The organism is Thauera sp. AutoDN2, from assembly GCF_051280715.1.
Classification (GTDB): domain Bacteria; phylum Pseudomonadota; class Gammaproteobacteria; order Burkholderiales; family Rhodocyclaceae; genus Thauera.
In genome coordinates, this window is record NZ_JBNCAR010000015.1 from 13,367 (window position 1) to 33,905 (window position 20,539).

General features: G+C 65.1%; 19 protein-coding genes. 7 read left to right on the forward strand and 12 right to left on the reverse strand.

From position 1 onward, the window contains the following. The first annotated feature begins 83 nt into the window (after positions 1–83). Positions 84–2,018 carry an ATP-binding cassette domain-containing protein gene (locus tag ACPT9U_RS09975; RefSeq protein WP_435750802.1) on the forward strand — a complete coding sequence of 645 codons (1,935 nt, stop codon included), beginning with the start codon at positions 84–86 and terminating at the stop codon, positions 2,016–2,018. Positions 2,019–2,178: 160 nt separating this feature from the next. Here the strand turns inward: ACPT9U_RS09975 and ACPT9U_RS09980 are convergent, their stop codons facing one another. Both ACPT9U_RS09980 and ACPT9U_RS09985 read right to left on the reverse strand, forming a co-directional pair. Beyond that, entirely contained in the window at positions 2,179–3,081 is a 903-nt protein-coding gene (locus tag ACPT9U_RS09980) for a hypothetical protein (RefSeq protein WP_418363325.1), read from the reverse strand. Between the two features lie 44 nt (positions 3,082–3,125). Further along, positions 3,126–3,701, reverse strand: coding sequence for a LemA family protein (locus ACPT9U_RS09985; RefSeq protein ID WP_418363324.1), 576 nt, complete (start codon positions 3,699–3,701; stop codon positions 3,126–3,128). Between the two features lie 113 nt (positions 3,702–3,814). Here ACPT9U_RS09985 and ACPT9U_RS09990 point away from each other — a divergent pair, with 113 nt between their 5' ends. Together ACPT9U_RS09990 and ACPT9U_RS09995 are read left to right on the forward strand one after the other, a co-directional pair. Next, positions 3,815–5,023, forward strand: a complete 1,209-nt coding sequence (locus ACPT9U_RS09990; RefSeq protein WP_418363323.1) for an MFS transporter — start codon at positions 3,815–3,817, stop codon at positions 5,021–5,023. Further along, positions 5,023–5,148, forward strand: coding sequence for a hypothetical protein (locus tag ACPT9U_RS09995; RefSeq protein ID WP_418363322.1), 126 nt, complete (start codon positions 5,023–5,025; stop codon positions 5,146–5,148). The genes ACPT9U_RS09990 and ACPT9U_RS09995 overlap by 1 nt, the downstream gene beginning before the upstream one ends. A gap of 12 nt (positions 5,149–5,160) precedes the next feature. On the opposite strand, the gene ACPT9U_RS10000 is transcribed toward ACPT9U_RS09995, so the two are convergent. Beyond that, a complete protein-coding gene (locus ACPT9U_RS10000) occupies positions 5,161–6,024 on the reverse strand; it encodes an HDOD domain-containing protein (protein ID WP_435750803.1) in 864 nt (287 codons plus the stop codon). Between the two features lie 291 nt (positions 6,025–6,315). Between ACPT9U_RS10000 and ACPT9U_RS10005 the strand changes: the two genes are divergently transcribed. The 3 genes from ACPT9U_RS10005 to ACPT9U_RS10015 all read left to right on the forward strand — a co-directional run bounded on the left by ACPT9U_RS10005 (position 6,316) and on the right by ACPT9U_RS10015 (position 10,622). Continuing rightward, on the forward strand, positions 6,316–7,512 hold the full coding sequence (locus ACPT9U_RS10005) for a diguanylate cyclase domain-containing protein (RefSeq protein ID WP_435750804.1): 1,197 nt from the start codon (positions 6,316–6,318) through the stop codon (positions 7,510–7,512). A gap of 96 nt (positions 7,513–7,608) precedes the next feature. After that, the gene (locus ACPT9U_RS10010) at positions 7,609–9,501 is read left to right on the forward strand and encodes a propionate--CoA ligase (RefSeq protein ID WP_435750805.1); all 1,893 of its coding nucleotides are present in this window, start codon (positions 7,609–7,611) and stop codon (positions 9,499–9,501) included. Positions 9,502–9,647: 146 nt separating this feature from the next. Further along, a complete protein-coding gene (locus ACPT9U_RS10015; protein WP_435750806.1) occupies positions 9,648–10,622 on the forward strand; it encodes a hypothetical protein in 975 nt (324 codons plus the stop codon). A gap of 63 nt (positions 10,623–10,685) precedes the next feature. Here the strand turns inward: ACPT9U_RS10015 and ACPT9U_RS10020 are convergent, their stop codons facing one another. The 4 genes from ACPT9U_RS10020 to ACPT9U_RS10035 form a co-directional block, all read right to left on the reverse strand. Next, positions 10,686–11,441, reverse strand: coding sequence for a PEP-CTERM/exosortase system-associated acyltransferase (locus ACPT9U_RS10020; RefSeq protein ID WP_418363317.1), 756 nt, complete (start codon positions 11,439–11,441; stop codon positions 10,686–10,688). A 39-nt stretch (positions 11,442–11,480) separates the two neighbouring features. Next, positions 11,481–12,701 carry an ABC transporter permease gene (locus ACPT9U_RS10025; protein WP_435750807.1) on the reverse strand — a complete coding sequence of 407 codons (1,221 nt, stop codon included), beginning with the start codon at positions 12,699–12,701 and terminating at the stop codon, positions 11,481–11,483. Between the two features lie 11 nt (positions 12,702–12,712). Then, entirely contained in the window at positions 12,713–13,942 is a 1,230-nt protein-coding gene (locus ACPT9U_RS10030; RefSeq protein WP_435750808.1) for an ABC transporter permease, read from the reverse strand. A 130-nt stretch (positions 13,943–14,072) separates the two neighbouring features. Next, complete coding sequence (locus ACPT9U_RS10035) at positions 14,073–15,020, reverse strand: PEP-CTERM sorting domain-containing protein (RefSeq protein WP_435750809.1); 948 nt, start codon at positions 15,018–15,020, stop codon at positions 14,073–14,075. A 263-nt stretch (positions 15,021–15,283) separates the two neighbouring features. Here ACPT9U_RS10035 and ACPT9U_RS10040 point away from each other — a divergent pair, with 263 nt between their 5' ends. After that, positions 15,284–16,147 carry a ThiF family adenylyltransferase gene (locus ACPT9U_RS10040; protein ID WP_435750810.1) on the forward strand — a complete coding sequence of 288 codons (864 nt, stop codon included), beginning with the start codon at positions 15,284–15,286 and terminating at the stop codon, positions 16,145–16,147. An 87-nt stretch (positions 16,148–16,234) separates the two neighbouring features. On the opposite strand, the gene ACPT9U_RS10045 is transcribed toward ACPT9U_RS10040, so the two are convergent. From ACPT9U_RS10045 to rplU, 5 genes are all read right to left on the reverse strand, one after another. After that, positions 16,235–17,158, reverse strand: a complete 924-nt coding sequence (locus tag ACPT9U_RS10045; RefSeq protein ID WP_435750811.1) for a THxN family PEP-CTERM protein — start codon at positions 17,156–17,158, stop codon at positions 16,235–16,237. A gap of 258 nt (positions 17,159–17,416) precedes the next feature. Next, a complete protein-coding gene (gene proB, locus ACPT9U_RS10050) occupies positions 17,417–18,526 on the reverse strand; it encodes a glutamate 5-kinase (RefSeq protein ID WP_418363311.1) in 1,110 nt (369 codons plus the stop codon). Positions 18,527–18,576: 50 nt separating this feature from the next. Then, positions 18,577–19,788, reverse strand: coding sequence for an Obg family GTPase CgtA (gene cgtA, locus ACPT9U_RS10055; RefSeq protein WP_435750812.1), 1,212 nt, complete (start codon positions 19,786–19,788; stop codon positions 18,577–18,579). A gap of 108 nt (positions 19,789–19,896) precedes the next feature. Continuing rightward, positions 19,897–20,160, reverse strand: coding sequence for a 50S ribosomal protein L27 (gene rpmA / locus ACPT9U_RS10060; RefSeq protein WP_324526200.1), 264 nt, complete (start codon positions 20,158–20,160; stop codon positions 19,897–19,899). Positions 20,161–20,180: 20 nt separating this feature from the next. Then, a complete protein-coding gene (rplU, locus tag ACPT9U_RS10065; protein WP_297358894.1) occupies positions 20,181–20,492 on the reverse strand; it encodes a 50S ribosomal protein L21 in 312 nt (103 codons plus the stop codon). Positions 20,493–20,539: the final 47 nt, after the last annotated feature.

Genomic DNA, 20,539 nt, shown 5'->3' on the forward strand with positions numbered 1-20,539 from the left:
TGCGGCATTCCGCACCAGCGCCTTGGCGGGGGCTAGAATTCAGCCTTTCCCATCACCCTGTAGCCGTCGCTGCACAACCCACGATGCCCCTGCTTTCGGTCGAGAACGCCTGCCTTGCCTTCGGTCACGTCGATCTGCTCGACCACGTGAGCTTCCAGCTCGATCTCGGCGAGCGCGTTGCGCTCATCGGGCGCAACGGCTCGGGCAAATCCAGCCTGCTGCGTGCGCTTGCCGGGCAGGCGGCGCTGGATGATGGCACAGTCTGGCGGCAGGCTGAAATGGTCACCGCCTATGTCCCGCAGGAGCCGGACTTCCAGTTGGAGCGCGACGTGTTCGCGACCATCGCCGACGGCCTGGGTGCAGCGGCGCAGCTACTGGTCGACTACCACGCAGCGATGCTCGCGGTGGCCGAACACGCCACGCCTGAGGCGATGGCCCGGCTCGATGCCCTGCAGCATGCGGTCGAGTCGGCCGAGGCATGGCGCCTGAACCAGCGCGTCGAACAGGTCGTGGCGCGTCTCGGACTCGATCCGACGGCATTGGTTTCCAGCCTCTCGGGCGGCGGCGTCAAGCGTGTAGCCCTGGCGCGCGCCCTGGTCGCCGAGCCGGATCTGCTGCTGCTTGACGAGCCGACCAACCATCTCGACCTCGACGGCATCCTGTGGCTCGAAGAGCTGATCCGCGACTTTCGCGGCGCGGTCATCGTCATCACCCACGACCGCGTCTTTCTCGACCACGTCGCCACCCGCATCATCGAGCTCGACCGCGGCCATCTGGCGAGCTACGCAGGGCGCTTCTCAGAATACCAGCGCCGCAAGGCCGAGGAGTTGGAGGCCGAGGAGAAAGCCGCTGCCCGCTTCGACAAGTTCCTCGCGCAGGAAGAGGTCTGGATTCGCAAGGGGGTCGAGGCTCGCCGCACCCGCAACGAGGGGCGCGTGCGCAGGCTCGAGTCCCTGCGCCGTGCGCGCGCTGCTCGCCGCGACCGCCTCGGCGACGTCAGCCTCACGGTCGACACCGGCGACAAGAGCGGTCAGATGGTGGCCGAACTCACCCATGTCACCAAGCGCTACGGCGACAAGGTGGTGGTGCGCGACTTTTCAACCCGTATCCTGCGCGGCGATCGCATTGGCTTCATCGGTCCGAACGGCGCCGGCAAGACCACGCTGTTGAAGCTGATCCTGGGCGAAATCGAGCCCGACGAGGGCACGGTCCGCCGCGGTACCCGGCAGACGGTGGCGTATTTTGACCAGCTGCGCGCCCAGCTCGACCCCGAGCTGCCGCTCACCGAGGTCATCAGCCCGGGCTCGGACTACGTCGAGATCGGGGGCGAGAAGAAGCACGTCATCGGCTATCTGGGCGACTTCCTGTTTGCGCCGCAGCGCGCGCGTTCGCCCGTCAAGTCGCTGTCCGGTGGCGAGCGCAACCGCTTGCTGCTGGCGCGCCTGTTCGCACGCCCGGCCAACGTGCTGGTGCTCGACGAGCCGACCAACGACCTCGACATCGAAACGCTGGATCTGCTCGAAGAGCTGCTCGCCGGATACGACGGTACGCTCTTCCTCGTCAGCCACGACCGGGCCTTCCTCGACAACGTTGTGACGCAGGTGATCGCCGCCGAAGGCGACGGGCGCTGGGGCGAGTACGCGGGCGGCTACGAGGACTGGCAGCGTGTGCAGGCGCGCCGCGCCGAAGATGCAGCGGGCCGTGAGGCGGCAGCGCGCGAATCCGCGAAGCGTAGTGCGCCGGCGGTCGATAGGCCGCGCGTGGCCGACACGCGTAGCGCAAGCCGGCCGGCCAAGCTCTCCTTCAACGACAAGCGCGAACTGGAGGCGCTGCCAGACCGCATCGCCGCGCTCGAGGACGAGCAGACCGCGCTCCATGCACGCTTGGCCGACCCGGCGTTGTATCAGGGCGCTCCGCAGGAAGTTGCGCAGATCAAGGCCCGGCTCGAGGCGCTCGAGGCTGAGATCGAGGCCGCGATGCTGCGTTGGGAGTCGCTCGAGTCGCGCGCCGAGGGCTGATGCAGTCGCGAGGGGGCCGGCACGCTGCGGACGGCTCCGCCCATGGGATGGCCCGTCCAGGCAGACTTGCCCGCGCATGCAGCCGTGAAACCTGCGATGTTCGCGAGCGCGCCCCCCAACGGGGCGTCGCGGGTACACGTTCGCGGCAAGACGATGGACTTCAGATCACGCCAATCTGCACGAACCAGGCCCCGGCACCTGCCGCACCGACGAACACCGCGGCGTGGTAAGCGGCCAGCCAGCGGTAGTTGCGGCCGATCTCTTCCGGATCGCGGTCGGAGATCAGGAACAGGCGGCGCCCGTCCGGGCGACGCACAACGTGCAGGTCGGGCGCGGCCAGGGCCTCCGTCTGCATCCGTCGCACCTCGCGCCTGGCCTGCGCGCGGGCCAGCTCCCATTCGCGGATGTCGATCTCGCCATTGCCATCGAGGTCGAAGCGGGCCAGCAACTCGGGGTGGTTCAGCTTCCACTGTGCGAGCAATTCCCTGACCTGCGCGGCGCTATCGGTCGCGACATCGGCGCTGCCCAGGGTGGCGAAGTCGCCCAGCACATAGATGCGGTCGTGGCGGATCAGGGACCACTGGCGGTAGCGCAGGTCGCCGTTGCGGAAAACGTCGCAGCGGCGCACCAGCATCTCGGCGCCGTCCGGGTCCACCACGCACTGGCCGCTACCGTCGTCGAGCAAAAAGGACGCGTCGCTGGTTTCCGTGCCGGTCACACGCCATTTGCCGTCCGACTGTCGGCGCTCGGTGACCAGCCGGTACCACAGCAGCGGCAGGCCGTTCACCGGGGAGAGCAGCGGCATGCCGTCCAGCGGCTGACCACGGCCCTGCAGTTCGGTGTAGCCCTGGGCGGCAGACGCAATGCGTGCGGTCGGTGTGTCGGCGATCAGGCGCGCATGGCGCAGGGCGCGTACCCAGCCGAGCAGGCCGGTGCCCAGCAGCAGTGCGATCGCAACCGCCGTGCCTGCCCCTTCGCTGAAGCGCAAGGCGAGGGCGACGGCCGCGAGCTGGATTGCGGGCAGCGCGAGGTCGGTGCGCACATGGCGCAGATGCACGAGCATGGCTCAGGCCGACGGGGCGGCGTTAGGCAGAGGGTGTCGCCAGGTCAGGCGCGGAACAGGGCCTTCAGGTCGACGTCGGCCTTTTCCTCGGTGCTGAACTGCAGCAGCGGCTGCTCGCTGTAGGCGAACAGGCGGGCGATGATCAGATCCGGGAATTGCTCGATGCGGACATTGTGCAGATTCACCGACTCGTTGTACCACTCACGCCGGTCAGCGATCCCGTTCTCCAGTGCGGTGATGCGTGTCTGCAACTGCATGAAATGCTCGTTGGCCTTGAGCTCGGGGTAGGCCTCGGCCACCGCGAAGATCTGCCCGAGTCCGGCACGCAGCAGGTTCTCGGCGGCACCCAGCGCGGGTACGTCGTGCGCCTCGCGCGCCTTCGCCACACGTGCGCGTGCTTCGGTTACCCGTGCCAGTGTTTCCTGCTCGAACTGCTTGTACTGGCGGCAAACCTCGACGAGTTTTGGCAGCTCGTCGTGGCGCTGCTTGAGCAGCACGTCGATGTTGGCCCAGGCCTTGGAGAGGTTGTGCTTGAGCTGCACCAGGCCGTTGTAGACCACGATGCCGTACACCAGGGCAAGGACGATGAGGCCGAGAAAGACTGCAGTGCCGATGCTCATGTGGGACTCCTGTTCGTTCGGGCTGCATCATATACTCCCGTCCTTGCCACAAGCGTTACGCATGCCACAGTCGCACTCAATAAAGGGTGCCGGATAACGGAAAACTTGCAGCCTTGACCCCCGATTCCTCCTCATTTCTGCGCAGGCCCGCCGTGGTGCTCGTCTGCGGCGCGCTGATCCTTACGCTGGCCATGGGGGTGCGCCACACGGGCGGACTGTTCCTGCAGCCGATGACGCTCGACCAAGGCTGGTCGCGCGAGCTGTTCTCCTTCTCGATTGCGCTGCAGAACCTGCTGTGGGGCCTGTTCCAACCCTTCGCCGGTGCCTTCGCCGACCGCCACGGTGCGGGCCGCACATTGGTCGGCGGTGCGCTGCTCTATATCCTCGGGCTGGTGGTGATGGCCCATGCCGACACCGCGCTCGGACTCAACGTGGGCGCGGGCTTGCTGGTTGGCATGGGCCTGTCGGGCACCACCTTCAGCGTGGTGCTGGGCGTGGTCGGTCGCATGGCGGCGCCGGAGAAACGCAGCATGGCCCTCGGCCTTGCTTCCGCCGGAGGCAGCTTCGGCCAGTTCGCGGTGCTGCCGGTGGGGCAGGGGCTGATCAGCATGGTCGGCTGGCAGGATGCCCTGCTGTGGCTCGCACTCGGCATTGCGCTGATCATCCCGCTTGCCGCGGCCGTGACCGGCACCAGCGAGCGTGGCGGCGGTGTGGAGCAATCGCTGCGCCAAGCGCTCGGCGAGGCGATGCGCACGCCCAGCTTTCATTACCTGTTCTGGAGCTTCTTCGTGTGCGGCTTCCAGACCGCCTTCATCATGCTGCACCTGCCCGCATTCGTGGTCGATAGCGGCATGTCGGCCAACATCGGCATGACTGCGGTGGCGCTGATCGGTCTGTTCAACATCTTCGGCTCCTTCCTGTCGGGCTGGCTGGGCGGCTGTTACAGCAAGAAGGGGCTGCTCGCGGGCATCTATGCGCTGCGTATCGTGGCGATCCTTGCGCTGCTGCTGTTTCCGCTCTCGCAGCTCACGCTCTATCTGTTCGCGGCGGTGATGGGGTTGCTGTGGCTGGGCACGGTGCCGCTGACCAGCGGCCTGGTCGGGCATATCTTCGGTCTGCGCTACATGGGCATGCTGTACGGCATCGTCTTCCTCGGCCATCAGATCGGCGGCTTTCTCGGCGCCTGGCTGGGCGGGCGGATCTTCGACCTGAGCGGCTCCTATCTGATGGCCTGGTGGCTGTCGATTGCGCTGTCGGTGATGGCGGCCGCGCTGTCGCTGCCGGTGCGTGAAGCGCCGCTGCTGCGAACGGCGGCACGCTGATGCACGCGTGGCTGCGGATCGTGCTGATTGCGCTTGCTGCGCTGGTGCTGGGGGTGATTTTCGCCGCCTATCAGCATCCCGCACTGCTGCTGGATTTCGGCAGCCTGCTCCTGATGTGCGGCTGACCCCGCGCGGGCTCAGCCGCCAGCGGGTGGCGCGAGCAGGCGCTCGAGCGCCTGTTCGGGCGCGCCGAGGCGGGTGAGGAGGGTTTCGCGTCCCAGATGAAGCAGATCCTCGAGTGCGGCGAGGTCATCAGGCAGTGCTGGATCATCCCAGCCATGGGCGAGGTGGCGCGTGAAGTCGGCCGCCAGCCGGATCGTGCGTACGCGCGGGTTCTGCTGCTCGCGGTCGTCCAGCAGGGCCACCAGCAACTGCGGCATGTGCCAGGCGCGAACCAGCGCGAGCTGCAGTTCGGCAGCGGTGACGCCGAACACGGCGCGCTGGGCCTCGGCCGATCGCAACCCGGGCTGTGCCTGCTGGCGGCGCAGGACCTCCAGGCTCATCGTGGGCGCGTGAATCCAGGTGACGATCTCGGTGGTGTCGTGCAGCAGCGCCGCGACGGTGATCTCCTGCACGTCGAGGTCGCGGCGCAGCACGGCAAAGTCGCGTGCGTACTCGGCCGCCCTGCGCGCCCTTCCGATGACCCGAAGCACGCCCACGAGTGCTCTGGGGTGCGCGGCGAGCGCGTCTTCGACCGTGGGCAGTTCGTCGAAGGCCTTGAAGAAGGGCTCCACCCCCATCATCATTACTGCACGTTCGATGGTCGTGATGTCGTGGTTCTGCGACGCTCGGCGATGACGTTCGAGGTACGAGAGCAGTCGCAGCGTCATCAAGGGGTCGGTCAGCACGATGCCCGAGAGTTTGCGGGCATTGATCGATTCGCCGCTGTCTCTCAATGTCTCGAGCGCACGTACTGTATGGCGGAGCACCGGCAGCGGGGTCGCGGAGAACGCGTCCACATACGCGGAGACCGACGAAAGGGGAGAATGCAGCAAAGGCATACGGGCCTCGTGGTGCGGCATGGGGTGTGTGCGGGTCAGATTACGGCAGTCTGAACGCTCTTCTTGAGCGCGTCACGTGCTGAATTCACGATGCGGCGGGGCGGCCGCGAGTTGTGGCTATAATTATGCATGACGCGGCGCATGCGCTGACGGATACAGGACGAGGAGACTACCGGATGAGCCCCTTCAAGGCCTTCCAGATCGATGAGGGCACCAGGCGCGCGCTTGCTGGCCAGGGCGGCTGTGTACCGGGTCGCGGAGCCTGAGGCGAACACGGGCATGGAGGGGGAGATGAACGAAGACGGCAAGCTGCCCCGCATCCTCGTCGTGGACGATTCGCGCATGGTTCGTGCGACCATCGTCAAGCACATCCGCGGCCGCTTCGAGGTACGTGAAGAAGCCGATGGCGAGGCGGGGTGGCAGACGCTGCTCGTAGACCCGGACATCGAACTCGTACTGACCGATATCGGCATGCCCAGGCTGGACGGCTATGGCCTGCTCGAGCGCATCCGCGCTTCCAGGGTGTCGCGTGTGCGCGACCTGCCGGTCGTCATCATCTCGGGCGACGAGGACGAATCCGCCCGCGAGCGTGCGCTGACGCTGGGTGCCAATGGATTCATCGCCAAGGGTACGGGCAGCGTCGAACTCATCGCCACGCTCTCGTCGCTCGTTCGCCTTGCCAAGGCGCAAAGCGAGCTTGAGCGCAACCGCGCGGCGCATGCAGATCAGGGCGCGGCTGCCGTAGTGGATACGGAAACCGGGTTGGCGAGCCCGGCGTATCTCAAGCAGCGTGCGGTACAGGGGGTGGCCGAAGCCCGGCGTCAGGGGGGCGACATCAGCGCCATGGTGGTGCGAGTCGATCAGTTCGATGCGCTCGAGCAGCGCTATGGTGAGCAAGTGGCGCAACTCGTGCTGCGCAAGCTCGGCAAGATGCTCGCCGGGCGCATCCGTGCGGAGGATACGCTCTCCCAGCATTCCGCCTCCGAGTTCGTATTGCTGTCGCCCGGCATCGACCGGATATCGAGTTGCGCCTTTGCCCTGCGTGTGCGCAGCAGCGTGGAACGGCTCGTCATGGTGTACCGCGAGGAACGTATCCGCGTCACCCTGAGCATCGGAGTGGCCAACGCGATGAGCGATGGGCGCGAGGTGGTCAGCGAACTGCTGGCGCTGGCGCTCGAGCGTGCGGCCCAGGCCCGCGCTCAGGGCGGCAACCGCGTGGTGGGCCGGGACGGAGAGGTTGACCCGGATGAGGTTGAGCGCATGCTCGGGCGTGCGCCCAGCATCGACCACGTTTTACGGCAGTTGCGCGCAGGTGAGCGCGAAGAGGTCGCGGCGCAATTGCCGCAGATCGTCGGTGCCCTGATGCCGCTGCTCGAATTGCTAGAATCAAGGCTTCATGCCGGCATACCGCTCGCCCGACTCGGCGAGTTCCATGACAAGAGCGGATCCGGCAAGGATGAGGGTGGGTTTACGCGCACCGTCGTCTGACAAAGGTGTGTCGGCCTGCATTGCAGCGCTATCCCGGCGCGGCACGGCGGGTCTCACGTCAATTGCGTTTCAGAAACATTGAAGGGAGAGGAATCAATGAGCAACTACCCGCAGTTTCACCGCCGTTCCATCGAAGACCGCGACGGGTTCTGGGCCGAGCAGGCCCAACTCGTGCATTGGAACAAGCCCGCAGAGCAGATCTGCGACTTTTCCAAGCCGCCGTTCGTCAAGTGGTTCAAGGGCGGCGAAACCAACCTGTGTTATAACGCGGTCGACCGCCACGCCGCCGCGCGCCCGAACGACCGCGCGCTGGTGTACATCTCGACCGAGACCAACGAGGAGAAGGTCTACTCCTTCGCTGAGCTGCAGCGCGAAGTCGAGCGCATGGCGGCGATCTACCAGGAACTTGGCGTCAAGCGCGGCGACCGCGTGCTGATCTACATGCCGATGATCGCCGAGGCCGCCTTCGCGATGCTGGCGTGCGCACGCATCGGCGCGATCCACTCGGTGGTGTTCGGCGGCTTTGCAGCAGGCTCGCTCGCCACCCGCATCGACGACGCCAAGCCGGTGCTGATGGTCAGCTCGGACGCCGGCATGCGCAACGGCAAGCCGGTGCCCTACAAGCACCTGGTCGACGAGGCCTGCAAGCTCGCCGAGTTTCCGCCCGCCAAGGTGCTGATCGTGGACCGCGGCCTGGACAAGGGCTTCCCCAAGGTCGCCGGCCGTGACGTCGATTACGCCGAGCTGCGCGCCAAGCACATGGACGCCCAGGTGCCGGTTGTGTGGGTCGAATCCTCCGAACCGAGCTACATCCTCTATACCTCCGGCACCACCGGCAAGCCCAAGGGCGTGCAGCGCGACACCGGCGGCTACACCGTGGCCCTGGCCGCGTCCATGAAGCACATCTTCACTGGCGGCGCAGGCGAGACCATGTTCTCGACCTCGGACATCGGCTGGGTGGTCGGCCACAGCTACATCATCTACGGCCCGCTGGTCGCCGGCATGGCCACGATCATGTACGAAGGCACGCCGTTGCGCCCCGACGCCGGCATCTGGTGGCAGATCGTCGAAAAGTACAAGGTCAGCGTGATGTTCTCCGCACCCACCGCGGTGCGCGTACTGAAGAAGCAGGACCCGGCCTTCCTCAAGAAGTACGACCTGTCCTCGCTCAAGCACCTGTTCCTGGCTGGCGAGCCGCTCGACGAGACGAGCCACAAGTGGATCATGGACGAGCTGGGCATCCCGGTCATCGACAACTACTGGCAGACCGAGACCGGCTGGCCGATGCTCGCCATCTGCCGCGGTATCGAGGACAGCCCGATCAAGCTTGGTTCGCCCGCCTTCCCGGTGTACGGCTACGACCTGCGCATCTTCCGTGAGGACGGCAGCGAGTGCGGCGCCAACGAGAAGGGCATCGTCGGCATCCTGCCGCCGCTGCCGCCCGGCTGCCTGTCGACCGTGTGGGGCCAGGACGAGCGCTTCGTCAGCACCTACTTCAGCCTGTTCACCGACCCGGTGGTGTATTCCTCGTCCGACTGGGGGATCAAGGATGACAAGGGCTACTTCACCATCCTCGGCCGCATGGACGACGTCATCAACGTCGCTGGCCACCGTCTCGGCACGCGCGAGATCGAGGAGGCGGTGCAGACCCACCCGGCGATTGCCGAGGTGGCAGTGGTGGGCGTGGCGGACGAGCTCAAGGGGCAGATGCCCATGGCCTTTGCAGTGGTCAAGGACGCCAGCACGGTCGACACTGCCGAGAAGCGCGCCGCGCTGGAGAAGGAGGTCATGAAGAAGGTGGACGAGAGCCTGGGCGCGATCGCGCGTCCGGCCCGTGTGCACTTCATCGGCGGTCTGCCCAAGACGCGCTCCGGCAAGATGCTGCGCCGCTCCATCCAGGCCCTGGCCGAGGGGCGCGACGCCGGCGATCTGACGACGATCGACGATCCGAGCACGCTCGAGCAGATCCGGGAAGCGCTCAAGGGCTGAAGCCATAGAGCTGCACCACTCAAGCACGAAAAGGCCCGCGCGAGCGGGCCTTCCTGTTTCAGGTGGCTGCGGGGCGGGAAGTGTCGGCATTTTTTACACAAGCCCCGGATGTAGGGCGCGGGGAAGTGTGCAACATTCGGTACTGAATGGTTTTTCTCGTTTGTGGCGCGAATATTGCTACATGTGTGACAGGAAGAATAAAAATCTCTGCAATCCAGGTGGTCAACATGAAAGCCATTCGCCGTCTCTCCCTTGTCCTTCCGCTTTCTGCGGGTCTGATGTTCCTCGCGGGCAGTGCCGTCGCGGCGCCCTACATCACCAACCCGTATACGTGCAAGGACTACCGGGTGACGATCAACACCATCGAGAAGAGCCCCCTCGATGGGCAAGAGATCATCTATCCGACCGAAACCCTTGGCGCCCCGATTGATGCGACCAGCTGTTTTGGCGTGATCGCTGGCAACGACCACCAAGGGGGGCTGAGCGCGCCGGATCCGAACATTGGTCAGCTGAATGATGGCCTGCTGAATGGAGAGGGCGGTTTGATCAGCCCGCTTCAGTTCATCACCCAAGACCAGTTGCTCGATCTGGATGGCGATGGCACCGCGACCGACCCAGGCTGGATCTTCCTCGGTGATGTTCAGCAGGGCAGGGGGTTTTCCGCTTACGACAAACCGCTGGACATCTCGACCATTCTCGATTTCACCTTGCTGTGCACGGGCAGTGGTGGGGATGCCTGTACGTCCGGCACCTGGTCGCTCGAAACCGAGCTGAACATCATCGACATCGTGCAGAAGGAACTGGGTCGCAATGCTTTCGACCATCTGGCATTGGTGATCAAGGCCAGCAACCGCTACGCGATCTACGATTTCGACTTCAACATCCTGGCACCGCAGTTCCTTGCAGCAGGGGGAGACTTCGACTTCGAGACCCCGTACTCCTTCACCGGTACCTGGAACACGCAGGACTTCCTGAACAAGAAGGGCAAGCCGCAAGACTTCTCCCACATCTCGCTCTGGGTGCGCGACCCGCTTGTGCAGAACGACGTCCCGACCCCGGGGACGCTGGCCTTGCTGGGTGCGGGCCTGCTGCTGCTGGGTGTGGGTCGCTATCGCGCCTGAGGTAGCACTGCAGCGGGGCGCGCGAGGAATGCGCGCCCCAGGTTGAATGCTTTGAGGCAGCGCTCAGTCGGGCGTTGCCTCAAAGCTTTTTTCGACCTCAGCGTGCACTTCCCGCCACAGCGGCTTCATCAGCGTGCGCATGTTGGCGATCACGTCCTGCACGTCGATCATCGAGGGTACGCGCGTGCCGCGGTGCTCGATCGGCCCGCCGATGCGGGTGATGCGCACGCCGAGCCGGGCGAAGTGGGCGGCGAGGCGGGGTTCGGTGAGAACGAACAGGGTGTCCACGCCCTGGCGGGCGGCGATGGCGATGCTGCCCATGTACAGGCTGACCGGAATGTACGGGAAGCGCGGTTGCTGTGCGGTGCCGAAGTCTTCGTCGCTGACGTCGTTGATCTCCTGCCGCTCTTCACCCTTGCGTCGCCGGTAGGCTCTGCGCACCGCGAGCCTGGAGACTTCGGCGATGCGTTCGCGCGGAAGTCTGGAAGGATCGATGATGCTGCGATCAAGCACCTCCGCGCACACTCGCTCGAAGGGCAGGAGGCTGTCGCGGTCGTCCGGGTTGGTCATCACCACCCGCGCGCAGCCCACTGGCCGGAACGGCTCGCCCACCGTGCGCAGCAGGCAGTGCAGGCTGTGCACGTCGAATGCGTCGGTCTCGCGCCTGTCGTCCCGGACCGGCTCGAAGCCGAGGTCTTCGCAGTAGACCTCGTGCCGGATGCGGTACACCTCATCGTGCAGGCTTTCGCCGAGCGCGGCGTCAATGCGGAAGTACTTGCGGAAGCCGTGTCCGAGGTTCAGATTTTCGAGAAATGACAACATAGTCTCCGTGACCTGGAAGGGGTGGCGAACCACCCGTCATTCGCGCGTCCTGAGCGCGCCGATGATGCTGAGCCTGGACAGCCGCCATGCCGGGTAGAGCGCCGCGACGACCGTGGCGAGGAGGCCGATCAGCCAGGATTCGGCCACCACCGAGGGTACGATCCGTATGAATGCATCGTAGCCCAGGTCTGCGTTCGGCGGCGGTGGCATCGGGATGCCCACGCCCGAAATCAGCACCGCCAGCCCCACCCCCAGCAGCGTGCCCCCGGTCGCACCGACGAAGCCCAGCGCTGCGGACTCGCCGATGATCAGCGAGGCCACGGTGCGCGTGCTGTTGCCCAGCGCGCGCATGGTGCCGAACTCCCATGAACGCTCCACCAGGCTCATGTTGACCGTGTTGATCACGCTCAGGCACACCATCAGCAGGACCATCCCCTTCAGGAAGCCGAACTGCTGGCGATACAACTCCACCGTCTTGCCATAGAAGTCGTTGAGCGCCATCCAGTCGCGCACGGAAAGCCCCTGCGCGGCCAACAGCGGGCGCAGGGTGTCGACCACCGTTTGTGTGCTTGCGGTGTCGTGCAGCGCGAGCACGAGCCGGCTGACACCCGTGGTGGCGAGCAGATCTTGTGCGTCCGGCAAGGCGATGCGCACCGCGCGCGCATCGAAGTCCTTCGAGAAGGTCTGGAACACCCCGACCACCTCGATATCCAGCGTGTTCATTGCGCCATCGATGGTGCTCACCAGCAGCGTGGCCTGGTCGCCGGGTGCGAGCCGCAGCGCGCTCGCCACGCCTTCGCCGATCATCGCGCCGAAGCGGTCATCGTCTCGCAGCGTGCGCCCCGCAACCAGGTGAAGATGGGTGCCGAGCGCGTTCTCGCGGCCGGGCTCAACGCCCTCGGCCAGGATCGGGTAGTCGGTCCGGCCATTGTTGAGCAAGCCCGAAAAGGCGATCCGGCCCATGACGTCCTTGACCTGCGGCAGCGCACCGACCTGTTTGCGCAGGGCTGCGTGCTCCTCGATCAGGTATTGCTCCGGGGTGCGGGAGCCGTGGGTGAAGACCGCCTCCTGGCCGATCTGCACGTGTCCGCTCTGGGAGTGGATCAGCGCCTCGCCCAACTGCACGAAGATGTCACGCACGAAACCGCCGGACAGGATCAGCCCGCACACGCCGAACATGATCGCGGCCAGCGTGATCAGGGTGCGCACGCGGTTGCGCAGCAGGTTGCGCAGTGCCAGCCGGGAAAGATTGTGCATGGCGTGGCTCCTCACTGGCGGGCGCGCAGGGCGTCCACGATTTCGAGCCGCGAGGCTCGCCACGACGGGTAGAGGCTTGCTGCCAGTGTTGTCACCAGCGCGATGCCGGCTGCGGTCAGCAGCGAGCGGGCCGAAAGCAGGATGCCCGCATCGTAGCCCCAGCTCATGCCTGGCCCCGGAGGCATGGGTATCCCCACCGCGCTCACGAGTGTTGCCAGCAGCACGCCGACCACCAGGCCGATGGAGATGCCGACCAGCCCCAGAATCAGCCCCTCGAGCAGAAACTGGGTGCGGATGCCGCTGCGCCGGATGCCGAGCGCCATCAGGGTGCCGATTTCGCCCACACGTTCCATGACCATCATGGTCATGGTGTTCGAGATCGACAGCACGATGATCACGGCAATGATCACGTAGATCACGCCGACCTGCTTGGCGAACAGCGCCGCGGTCTTGTTGTAGAAGTCGGCCAGCTCGGTCCAGGGCACGACCTGCACCTCGGTCGCGGGCAGGCTGCGCGAGAGCTGGTCGAGCGCGGCCGGTACGGAGCCGACATCGTCCAGATACACCAGCCGGAGGTGCTCGCCCTCGGTTCGCATCAGCTCCCGCGCCAGCCCGATCGGCACACGCAGCGCCGCATCGTCGTAGGCCTGCGAGATAGACTCGAAGATGCCCACCACCTGTGCCTCCACGGCGCTGATGCCACCGCTCTCGGTGTTGGCGATCAGCACCAGCGAAGCGCCGATCTCCAGTCCCAGGTTCTGCGCCAATCCACGCCCCACGACTGCAGTGTTCGGTTCGCCCGGCGCCAGGTTGCGCCCCTGCGGAAAGCGCAGCCCCGATTGCATGCCTGCTTCCGCCTGCGGATCGACCCCCTCGCCGATGAAGGACAGCGTGACTTCACCCGAACTCGCCAGCCCCGCGAGCAGCAGGCGCGGCGCAGTGAACCGGTAGCCCTTCACCGCCTGCAGTGCAGCATGCTCGGCCTCGCCCTGCGGCGGCAGCAGATAGGCGTAGGGGTCGGCGCGGCCGTTCTCCAGAAAGCCGGGCTTCATCAGCTGCAGATGCCCGAGCTGGGACTCGATCGTGTTGTCGCGTCCGAAGCGCAGGTTCCAGTCGATGAACCCCGCTGCCAGCACCATGGCGACTACGCCGAAGGCAATTGCCGTAAGGGCGGCGCGGCTGCGGTGGATCTGGCGGGTGATGTTGCGCCAGGCAGTACGTAATGTGTGCTGTTGGGTCACAAGCTCAAGGCCCCGTCCGAAGGCGATGCGGCGTCGATCGGCTCGCGTCAGCAGTATGCATCCTCTATTTGACGAAGACAAAAAAACTGCAGCCCGTAGGCTGCAGTTCTGGATCCGTATGCTGCAGCGTTCAGGCCGCTTTGAAGCGCCGTGTCACGCCGATGCCAAGTAGGCCGGCACCAATAAGCGCGAGCGACATGGGCTCGGGTACGCTGAAGACGATGCTGCCGTCCAGCGTGGTCTGCCGCATGTAGGAGGTTTGACCGTCACCGTAATCCACCGCCTGCACGCCGCCAAGGTTATCCGCCGGGGCGGTGCCATCAGCATTGATATTGGTATCGAGTTCCCACTGCACGGCGAGGTTCAGCGGTGCTGCGATGTTGTCCAGCCAGAGCTCGTAGAAGGTCTTGTTGCTGTCTGCATCAACAAAGAAATTGCGCTGGAACGCCGACGTTGTGTCATCCACACCGTCTTCAGTCCAGTCAAAGCTGACGTTGCCAAAGATCGTGTATTTGAACTGGTTGCCGACAACAGGCTGCGTCCCGAGAACGTTCAGTCGGGCGATCTGGGTTCTGGCGGTTGCGGTCGGATCTTCCGTGAAGAAGATGTCGAAGTAGCCGCCGCCGAACAGAGCACCGTCGACAACGTTGCCGGCGCCGAGCAGGTAGTAGTCATAGACGATACCAAAACGGCCACCAACCCCCCAGTCACTGGGATCGCCGCGGAACCCGTTGGTGTCCAGGGTGGTCCCCGTGACCTGGTTCAGCGTGTCGACGTTGCGCTGTCCCGGAGCCGCGTAACCGAAACCATTCGATCCAGCGACGGTGTTGAACCCGTAGCTGTTCATGATCGATTCAATGTTCGTGTCGATGACGGATACATTTACACCGGAGGTGTTCGGATCGCCAAGGTAGATCGAAGTGGCCAAGGTGCCCGAATAGCCCAATTCGGCAAGCTCGCTGGTCCGAGTCGAACCATTCCCGCCGAAGTCAAAACCGGAGTCGATATAGAACGGGCCCGCGTAGGCAGATGCGGAGAATGCGAGGGCGACTGCTGCGCCTAGAAGTGACTTTTTCATTTGTCCTCTCCAACGAGTCCAGGTGATGGTGAGAAGGTAAAAGCACACTCTGTGCCAGTAGGCATGTCATGCCTGGGATATGTTCGTAAGTCAATGAACAATAAGGTGTATTGGGGTGCATCTCGGCTCTTCTCGTTCTGCGAAGATCGTGTGGGATCGGGGGCGTGTAAAAAAAACCGACACTCTCAGCGTGTAGCGATTTCAGCATCTGCGGGCGCAAATGCGCATAATGCGTCCGAGAAACTCAACATTCGGGTGCTGCAATGAATGCTGGCTTCAGTTCCGTCTCTGCCTTCTCGCGAAACATCGGCTGGGTCTCGGCTGCTGAGCAGTTTGCGCTCGGTGGCGCTCGTATCGCCATCGCTGGCCTGGGCGGGGTTGGGGGCGCGCATCTGCTGACGCTTGCGCGGCTGGGGATCGGCGCCTTTCATGTCTCGGACTTCGATCGTTTCGAGGTGCACAACTTCAACCGCCAGGCGGGCGCGTTCATGTCCACGCTCGATCAGCCCAAGGTGGAGGTGCTGGCGCGCATGGCGGCGGACATCAACCCCGAGGCGGACATCCGGACCTTTCCGGCGGGCGTCACCCAGGACAACGTGGACGCCTTTCTCGATGGGGTGGATGTCTATGTGGACGGGATCGACTTCTTCGCCATGGATGCGCGGCGCATGCTCTTTCGCGCTTGTGCGGAGCGCGGCATTCCGGCGCTGACGGCGGCGCCGCTGGGTATGGGCGTGGCGCTGCTGTACTTCAAGCCGGGCGGGATGAGCTTCGAGGAGTATTTCTGCCTCGAGGGGCAGAGCCGGCAGGAACAGTTTGCGCGCCTGATGGCGGGGCTCTCGCCGGCGATGCTGCAGCGGACCTATCTGGTGGCGCCGGAAGCAGTGAACTTTGGCGAGCAGCGCGGGCCGTCCACCGGGATGGCCTGCGAACTGTGCGCGGGGGTGATGGGGACGGCGGTGCTCAAGGTGTTGTTGAAGCGCGGACTGCTGCGGCCGGCGCCCTGGGGCATGCACTTCGATGCCTACCGGCAGAAGCTGCGCTTCACCTGGCGTCCACTCGGCAATCGCAATCCCTTGCAGAAGCTACTGCTGGCCTTCATCCGACCGCGCCTGCACATGAAGTGAGGCGCAACGAAAAAGCCGCTCCGGAGAGCGGCTTTTTTGGGCCCGTTTTGTGGCTCGCGCGCCGGGTCTGAACGACCCGGTTGCGCCTCAGGAGGCCTTGCGACGACGCAGGCTGGCGCCAATGCCCAGCAGACCCATACCGAGCAGTGCAAGCGTGCCAGGCTCGGGCACCGGTAGCGGGCGGGCGCTGATCGCGAAACCGAAGCGCTCGGTGGTGAGACCGCCTTCAGCAGTGCGGAAGCCGAAGCAGCCATTGGACAGGCCGAGTGCCGAGCACTCACCGTTCGTCAGGTTGCCGATGCCGATGCTGTCAACCGATCCGTTTGCGTTCAGTGACAGCACGCTGACGAAATACGTGAAGCCATCGTAGTTGAAGAACTGGTTCACGATGCTCAGGTTCTGATAACCGAAGAGGTCGGGACAGCCACCCGGGTACGCCGCGGCCGAAGTGCCGTCGGCGCAGAGCCCGCCGAGACCGCCTGCGTTCGGTGTTTCGCTGAACTTGAACACGAACTGCAGATCCGGACCTGGCTCGGTCGGGCCGCCGCTCGGCAGAACCGGCGTCAGGCTGAGTGTGTCCAGGATCGTTGCACCGGTGAGGGTGGCGAGGGCTGAACTCAGTGGGTTGTTCCAGTGCGAGATCGAAATGCCCTTCGCGATTTCGCTGCCCGCAAGTGTTCCATCTTCGTCGGTGGTGACCAAGCCGGTGGCCGGGCCGCCGCCGGTGAGGGTTTCCGGGCTCTCGCTGAAGTCGCCGATGGTCAGCGCGCTGCGCGTTCCGCCGGTGAAACTGCCACCCGTCGTGCCCCAGGAGAGCTCCGATGCAAGTTCGGTGGTCGTGCCGCCACCGCTATCCCAGGTCGCAGAGCCCGCCACGAAGACCGCATTGGTCGAGTAGGACCACTGCGTCACCATCGCGGCGCTCGCGCTGCCGGCGAAGGTGCCCAAGGCGGCGACCAGAGCGATGGCCATCGGCTTCATCGTGCGTTTGGTGATTGTGCTCGCTTTCATTTTCCTTCTCCTTCGCGGAACGGATGCTGTGCAATCCTTGCGAAGAACAAAGCATTTCGCGTGCCAGGGTCTTTTGTGCGCCCTCGATTTTTGGTTCTTTGAAAGCGGAAAATCGTAATGCTATGAAAACACTAGAAAAAAATACTCGGAATGCAATGAGTCTGTTGTCTGGATGACGGATGTGTTTCTGATGCTCGGTGTCGAAATGGGGTGAGTGTCAAAAAATCCGACACTGCAAGCGGGGCAAGATGCCGCGGCTCACACCATGTTGTCGCGGTGGATCAGTTCGGGCTCGTCGATGTAGCCGAGCAGCTTTTCGATCTCGGCGGTGGGCTTGCGTGCGATACGGCGGCATTCCGAAGCCGAGTAGTTCACCAGTCCGCGTGCCACCTCCTCGCCGGTGAGGGTCCGGCAGGCGACCGCCGCGCCGCGCTTGAAGTCGCCGCGCACCTCGATGACGCCGACCGGGAGCAGGCTCTTGCCGCCCTTGAGCGCGGCGACGGCGCCATCATCGATGACGAGGTCACCTGCCAGCTGCAGGTGGTCCGCGATCCACTGCTTGCGCGCCTGCAGTGGCGTGCTGCTGGCGTAGAGCAGGGTGCCCAGCGCCTCGCCCGCGGCCAGGCGCAGCAGCGGGTCACTCTCGCGGCCGCTGGCGATGCAGGTGTGCGCGCCGCTGCGGGCGGCGCGCTGGGCGGCGCGGATCTTGGTGATCATGCCGCCGCGGCTGATGCCGGTGCCGGCGCCACCGGCCATGGCCTCGTACTGGCGGTCTTCGGCGCGGCCTTCGTGGATGAGCGTGGCGGCGGGGTCGCGGCGTGGGTCGGCAGTGTACAGGCCTTGCTGGTCGGTGAGGATGATCAATGCATCCGCTTCGATCAGGTTGGCGACCAGGGCGCCGAGGGTGTCGTTGTCACCGAACTTGATCTCGTCGGTGACTACGGTGTCGTTCTCGTTGATGATCGGCACCACGCCGAGCTGCAGCAGGGTGGTGAGGGTGCTGCGGGCGTTGAGGTAGCGGGTGCGGTCGGCGAGGTCCTCGTGGGTGAGGAGAATCTGCGCGGTCTGCAGGCTGTGGCAGGTGAAGGCCTTCTCGTAGGCTTCGACCAGGCCCATCTGGCCGACGGCGGCGGCAGCCTGCAGCTTGTTCATCTCATGCGGACGCTTGGCCCAGCCCAGACGCTGCATGCCGGCGGCGATCGCGCCCGAGGACACCAGCGCCACTTCGCGGCCTTCGGCGCGCAGCGCGGCGATCTGGCGCGCCCAGGCGTCGAGCGCGTCCTTGTCGAGGCCGGCACCATTGTTGGTGACGAGGGCGGAGCCGACCTTGACGACGAGGCGGCGGGCGTTGCGGATCTTGGTTCTCATCTTTGCAATGGGCCTGGGGGCAAAGGTGGAGGGGTTGAGTCGGGAGGGAGTCAGTCCTTGCGCGGCGGGTGTTCCGGCAGGGTGTCTTCGTCGTCGCGGGGGGCGTCGCTGCCTCCGCCCTCGCCTTCGCCGTCCTCCGCGTATGCCTCTTCCTCGTAAGCTGCATCGGCAGCGAGGCGCGCGGCCTCCAGCGCGGCGAGGCGGGCGGCTTCGGTGGCCTGGCGTTCGGCGCGCTCGGCCTCGATGCGGGCACGTTCGGCGTCGAGAAAGTCCTGGACCGCAAAGATCAGCGTCTGTGTCCCTTCGCCCTTCATGGCGGAGATCTCGAAGTGGCGCTCGACGGGACCATAGGCGTCGAGGAAGGCCTGGATGTGTTCGGCGCGCTCCTCCTCGGGGATCAGGTCGAGCTTGTTCAGCACCAGCCAGCGGGGCTTGGCGTAGAGCTCGTCGTCGTACTTGCGCAGCTCTTCCGCGATGGCCTTGGCGTCGGCGACCGGATCGGCCTCCGGGTCGAAGGGGGCGAGGTCGACGAGGTGCAGCAGCACGTGGGTGCGCTGCAGGTGGCGCAGGAACTGGTGGCCCAGGCCGGCACCCTCGGCTGCGCCCTCGATGAGGCCGGGGATGTCGGCGATCACGAAGCTGCGCGCCTCGGTGGTGCGCACCACGCCGAGGTTGGGTGCAAGCGTGGTGAAGGGGTAGTCGGCGACCTTGGGCTTGGCTGCGGACACGCTGCGGATGAAGGTCGACTTTCCTGCGTTGGGCATGCCGAGCAGACCGACGTCGGCCAGTACCTTGAGCTCCAGGTGCAGGTTGCGGTACTCGCCTTCCTGGCCCATGGTCTTCTTGCGCGGGGCGCGGTTGGTGCTGGACTTGAAGTGGATGTTGCCCAGCCCGCCACGGCCGCCACGTGCGATCAGCACCGTCTTGCCGTCTTCGTCGAGGTCGGCGATCAGTTCGTCGGTCTCGAGGTCCTTGATCACGGTGCCGACCGGGAAGCGCAGCGTGATGTCGTCGCCGCCCTTGCCGTAGCAGTCGCGGCTGCCGCCGTTCTCGCCACGCTCGGCGCGGAAGTTGCGCGTGTAGCGGTAGTCGATCAGGGTGTTGAGGTTGCGGTCGGCCACGGCGTACACGCTGCCGCCACGCCCGCCGTCGCCACCACTGGGGCCACCCTTGGGGATGAACTTCTCGCGGCGGAAGGTGGCCGCGCCGTTGCCGCCGTCTCCGGCGTAGACTTCGATGCGGGCTTCGTCAAAAAACTTCATGCCTGATCAACCTCTTCGTGGCGCGCACCGCAAAGCGCGCGCCGGAAACAAAAAAGCCCTACCGCAAGGATAGGGCTTTCGTACTGCAGTGCGATCAAACGCGCGCGATCAGGCCGCTTCCGGCACGATGATCACGGTGCGGCGACGCGAGGGGCCCTTGACCGCGAACTGGACGACGCCGTCCTTGAGTGCGAACAGGGTGTGGTCCTTGCCGATGCCGACGTTGTCGCCCGGGTGGTATTCGGTACCGCGCTGGCGAACGATGATGTTGCCTGCGAGCACGAACTGACCACCGTAGCGCTTGACGCCGAGGCGTTTCGATTCCGAGTCGCGGCCGTTACGCGAACTACCGCCAGCTTTTTTGTGTGCCATGTCGGATTACCTCCTGCGCCTTAGGCCGAGATCGCTTCGATGCGAAGCTCGGTGTAGTTCTGACGATGCCCCTGGTGCTTCTGGTAGTGCTTGCGACGGCGCATCTTGAAAATCTTGATCTTGTCGTGACGGCCGTGGGAAACCACGGTCGCCTTGACGGTAGCCCCGGCAACCACCGGCGTGCCGATCTTGACGGCGTCGCCTTCACCGACCATGAAGACCTGGTCGATGGTGATTTCGGAACCCACGTCGGCCGGTATCTGTTCTACCTTGATCTTTTCGCCAGCGGCAACGCGATACTGCTTGCCACCGGTTTTTATCACCGCGTACATGGTGTTGCTCCAGTTGATGGGTCTGCGAAGAATCGCGCACTCTAGCG

What these genes read in the sequence shown, in the direction of transcription:
- ACPT9U_RS09995 (WP_418363322.1), top strand. Translation starts at nt 5,023, where the DNA reads ATGCACGCGTGGCTGCGGATCGTGCTGATTGCGCTTGCTGCGCTGGTG.
- ACPT9U_RS10005 (WP_435750804.1), top strand. Translation starts at nt 6,316, where the DNA reads ATGAACGAAGACGGCAAGCTGCCCCGCATCCTCGTCGTGGACGATTCG.
- ACPT9U_RS09985 (WP_418363324.1), bottom strand. Translation starts at nt 3,701, where the DNA reads ATGAGCATCGGCACTGCAGTCTTTCTCGGCCTCATCGTCCTTGCCCTG.
- cgtA (WP_435750812.1), bottom strand. Translation starts at nt 19,788, where the DNA reads ATGAAGTTTTTTGACGAAGCCCGCATCGAAGTCTACGCCGGAGACGGC.
- ACPT9U_RS10000 (WP_435750803.1), bottom strand. Translation starts at nt 6,024, where the DNA reads ATGCCTTTGCTGCATTCTCCCCTTTCGTCGGTCTCCGCGTATGTGGAC.
- ACPT9U_RS10035 (WP_435750809.1), bottom strand. Translation starts at nt 15,020, where the DNA reads ATGAAAAAGTCACTTCTAGGCGCAGCAGTCGCCCTCGCATTCTCCGCA.
- ACPT9U_RS09980 (WP_418363325.1), bottom strand. Translation starts at nt 3,081, where the DNA reads ATGCTCGTGCATCTGCGCCATGTGCGCACCGACCTCGCGCTGCCCGCA.
- ACPT9U_RS10010 (WP_435750805.1), top strand. Translation starts at nt 7,609, where the DNA reads ATGAGCAACTACCCGCAGTTTCACCGCCGTTCCATCGAAGACCGCGAC.
- ACPT9U_RS10015 (WP_435750806.1), top strand. Translation starts at nt 9,648, where the DNA reads ATGGTTTTTCTCGTTTGTGGCGCGAATATTGCTACATGTGTGACAGGA.
- ACPT9U_RS09975 (WP_435750802.1), top strand. Translation starts at nt 84, where the DNA reads ATGCCCCTGCTTTCGGTCGAGAACGCCTGCCTTGCCTTCGGTCACGTC.
- proB (WP_418363311.1), bottom strand. Translation starts at nt 18,526, where the DNA reads ATGAGAACCAAGATCCGCAACGCCCGCCGCCTCGTCGTCAAGGTCGGC.
- ACPT9U_RS10045 (WP_435750811.1), bottom strand. Translation starts at nt 17,158, where the DNA reads ATGAAAGCGAGCACAATCACCAAACGCACGATGAAGCCGATGGCCATC.
- ACPT9U_RS10040 (WP_435750810.1), top strand. Translation starts at nt 15,284, where the DNA reads ATGAATGCTGGCTTCAGTTCCGTCTCTGCCTTCTCGCGAAACATCGGC.
- ACPT9U_RS10025 (WP_435750807.1), bottom strand. Translation starts at nt 12,701, where the DNA reads ATGCACAATCTTTCCCGGCTGGCACTGCGCAACCTGCTGCGCAACCGC.
- rplU (WP_297358894.1), bottom strand. Translation starts at nt 20,492, where the DNA reads ATGTACGCGGTGATAAAAACCGGTGGCAAGCAGTATCGCGTTGCCGCT.
- rpmA (WP_324526200.1), bottom strand. Translation starts at nt 20,160, where the DNA reads ATGGCACACAAAAAAGCTGGCGGTAGTTCGCGTAACGGCCGCGACTCG.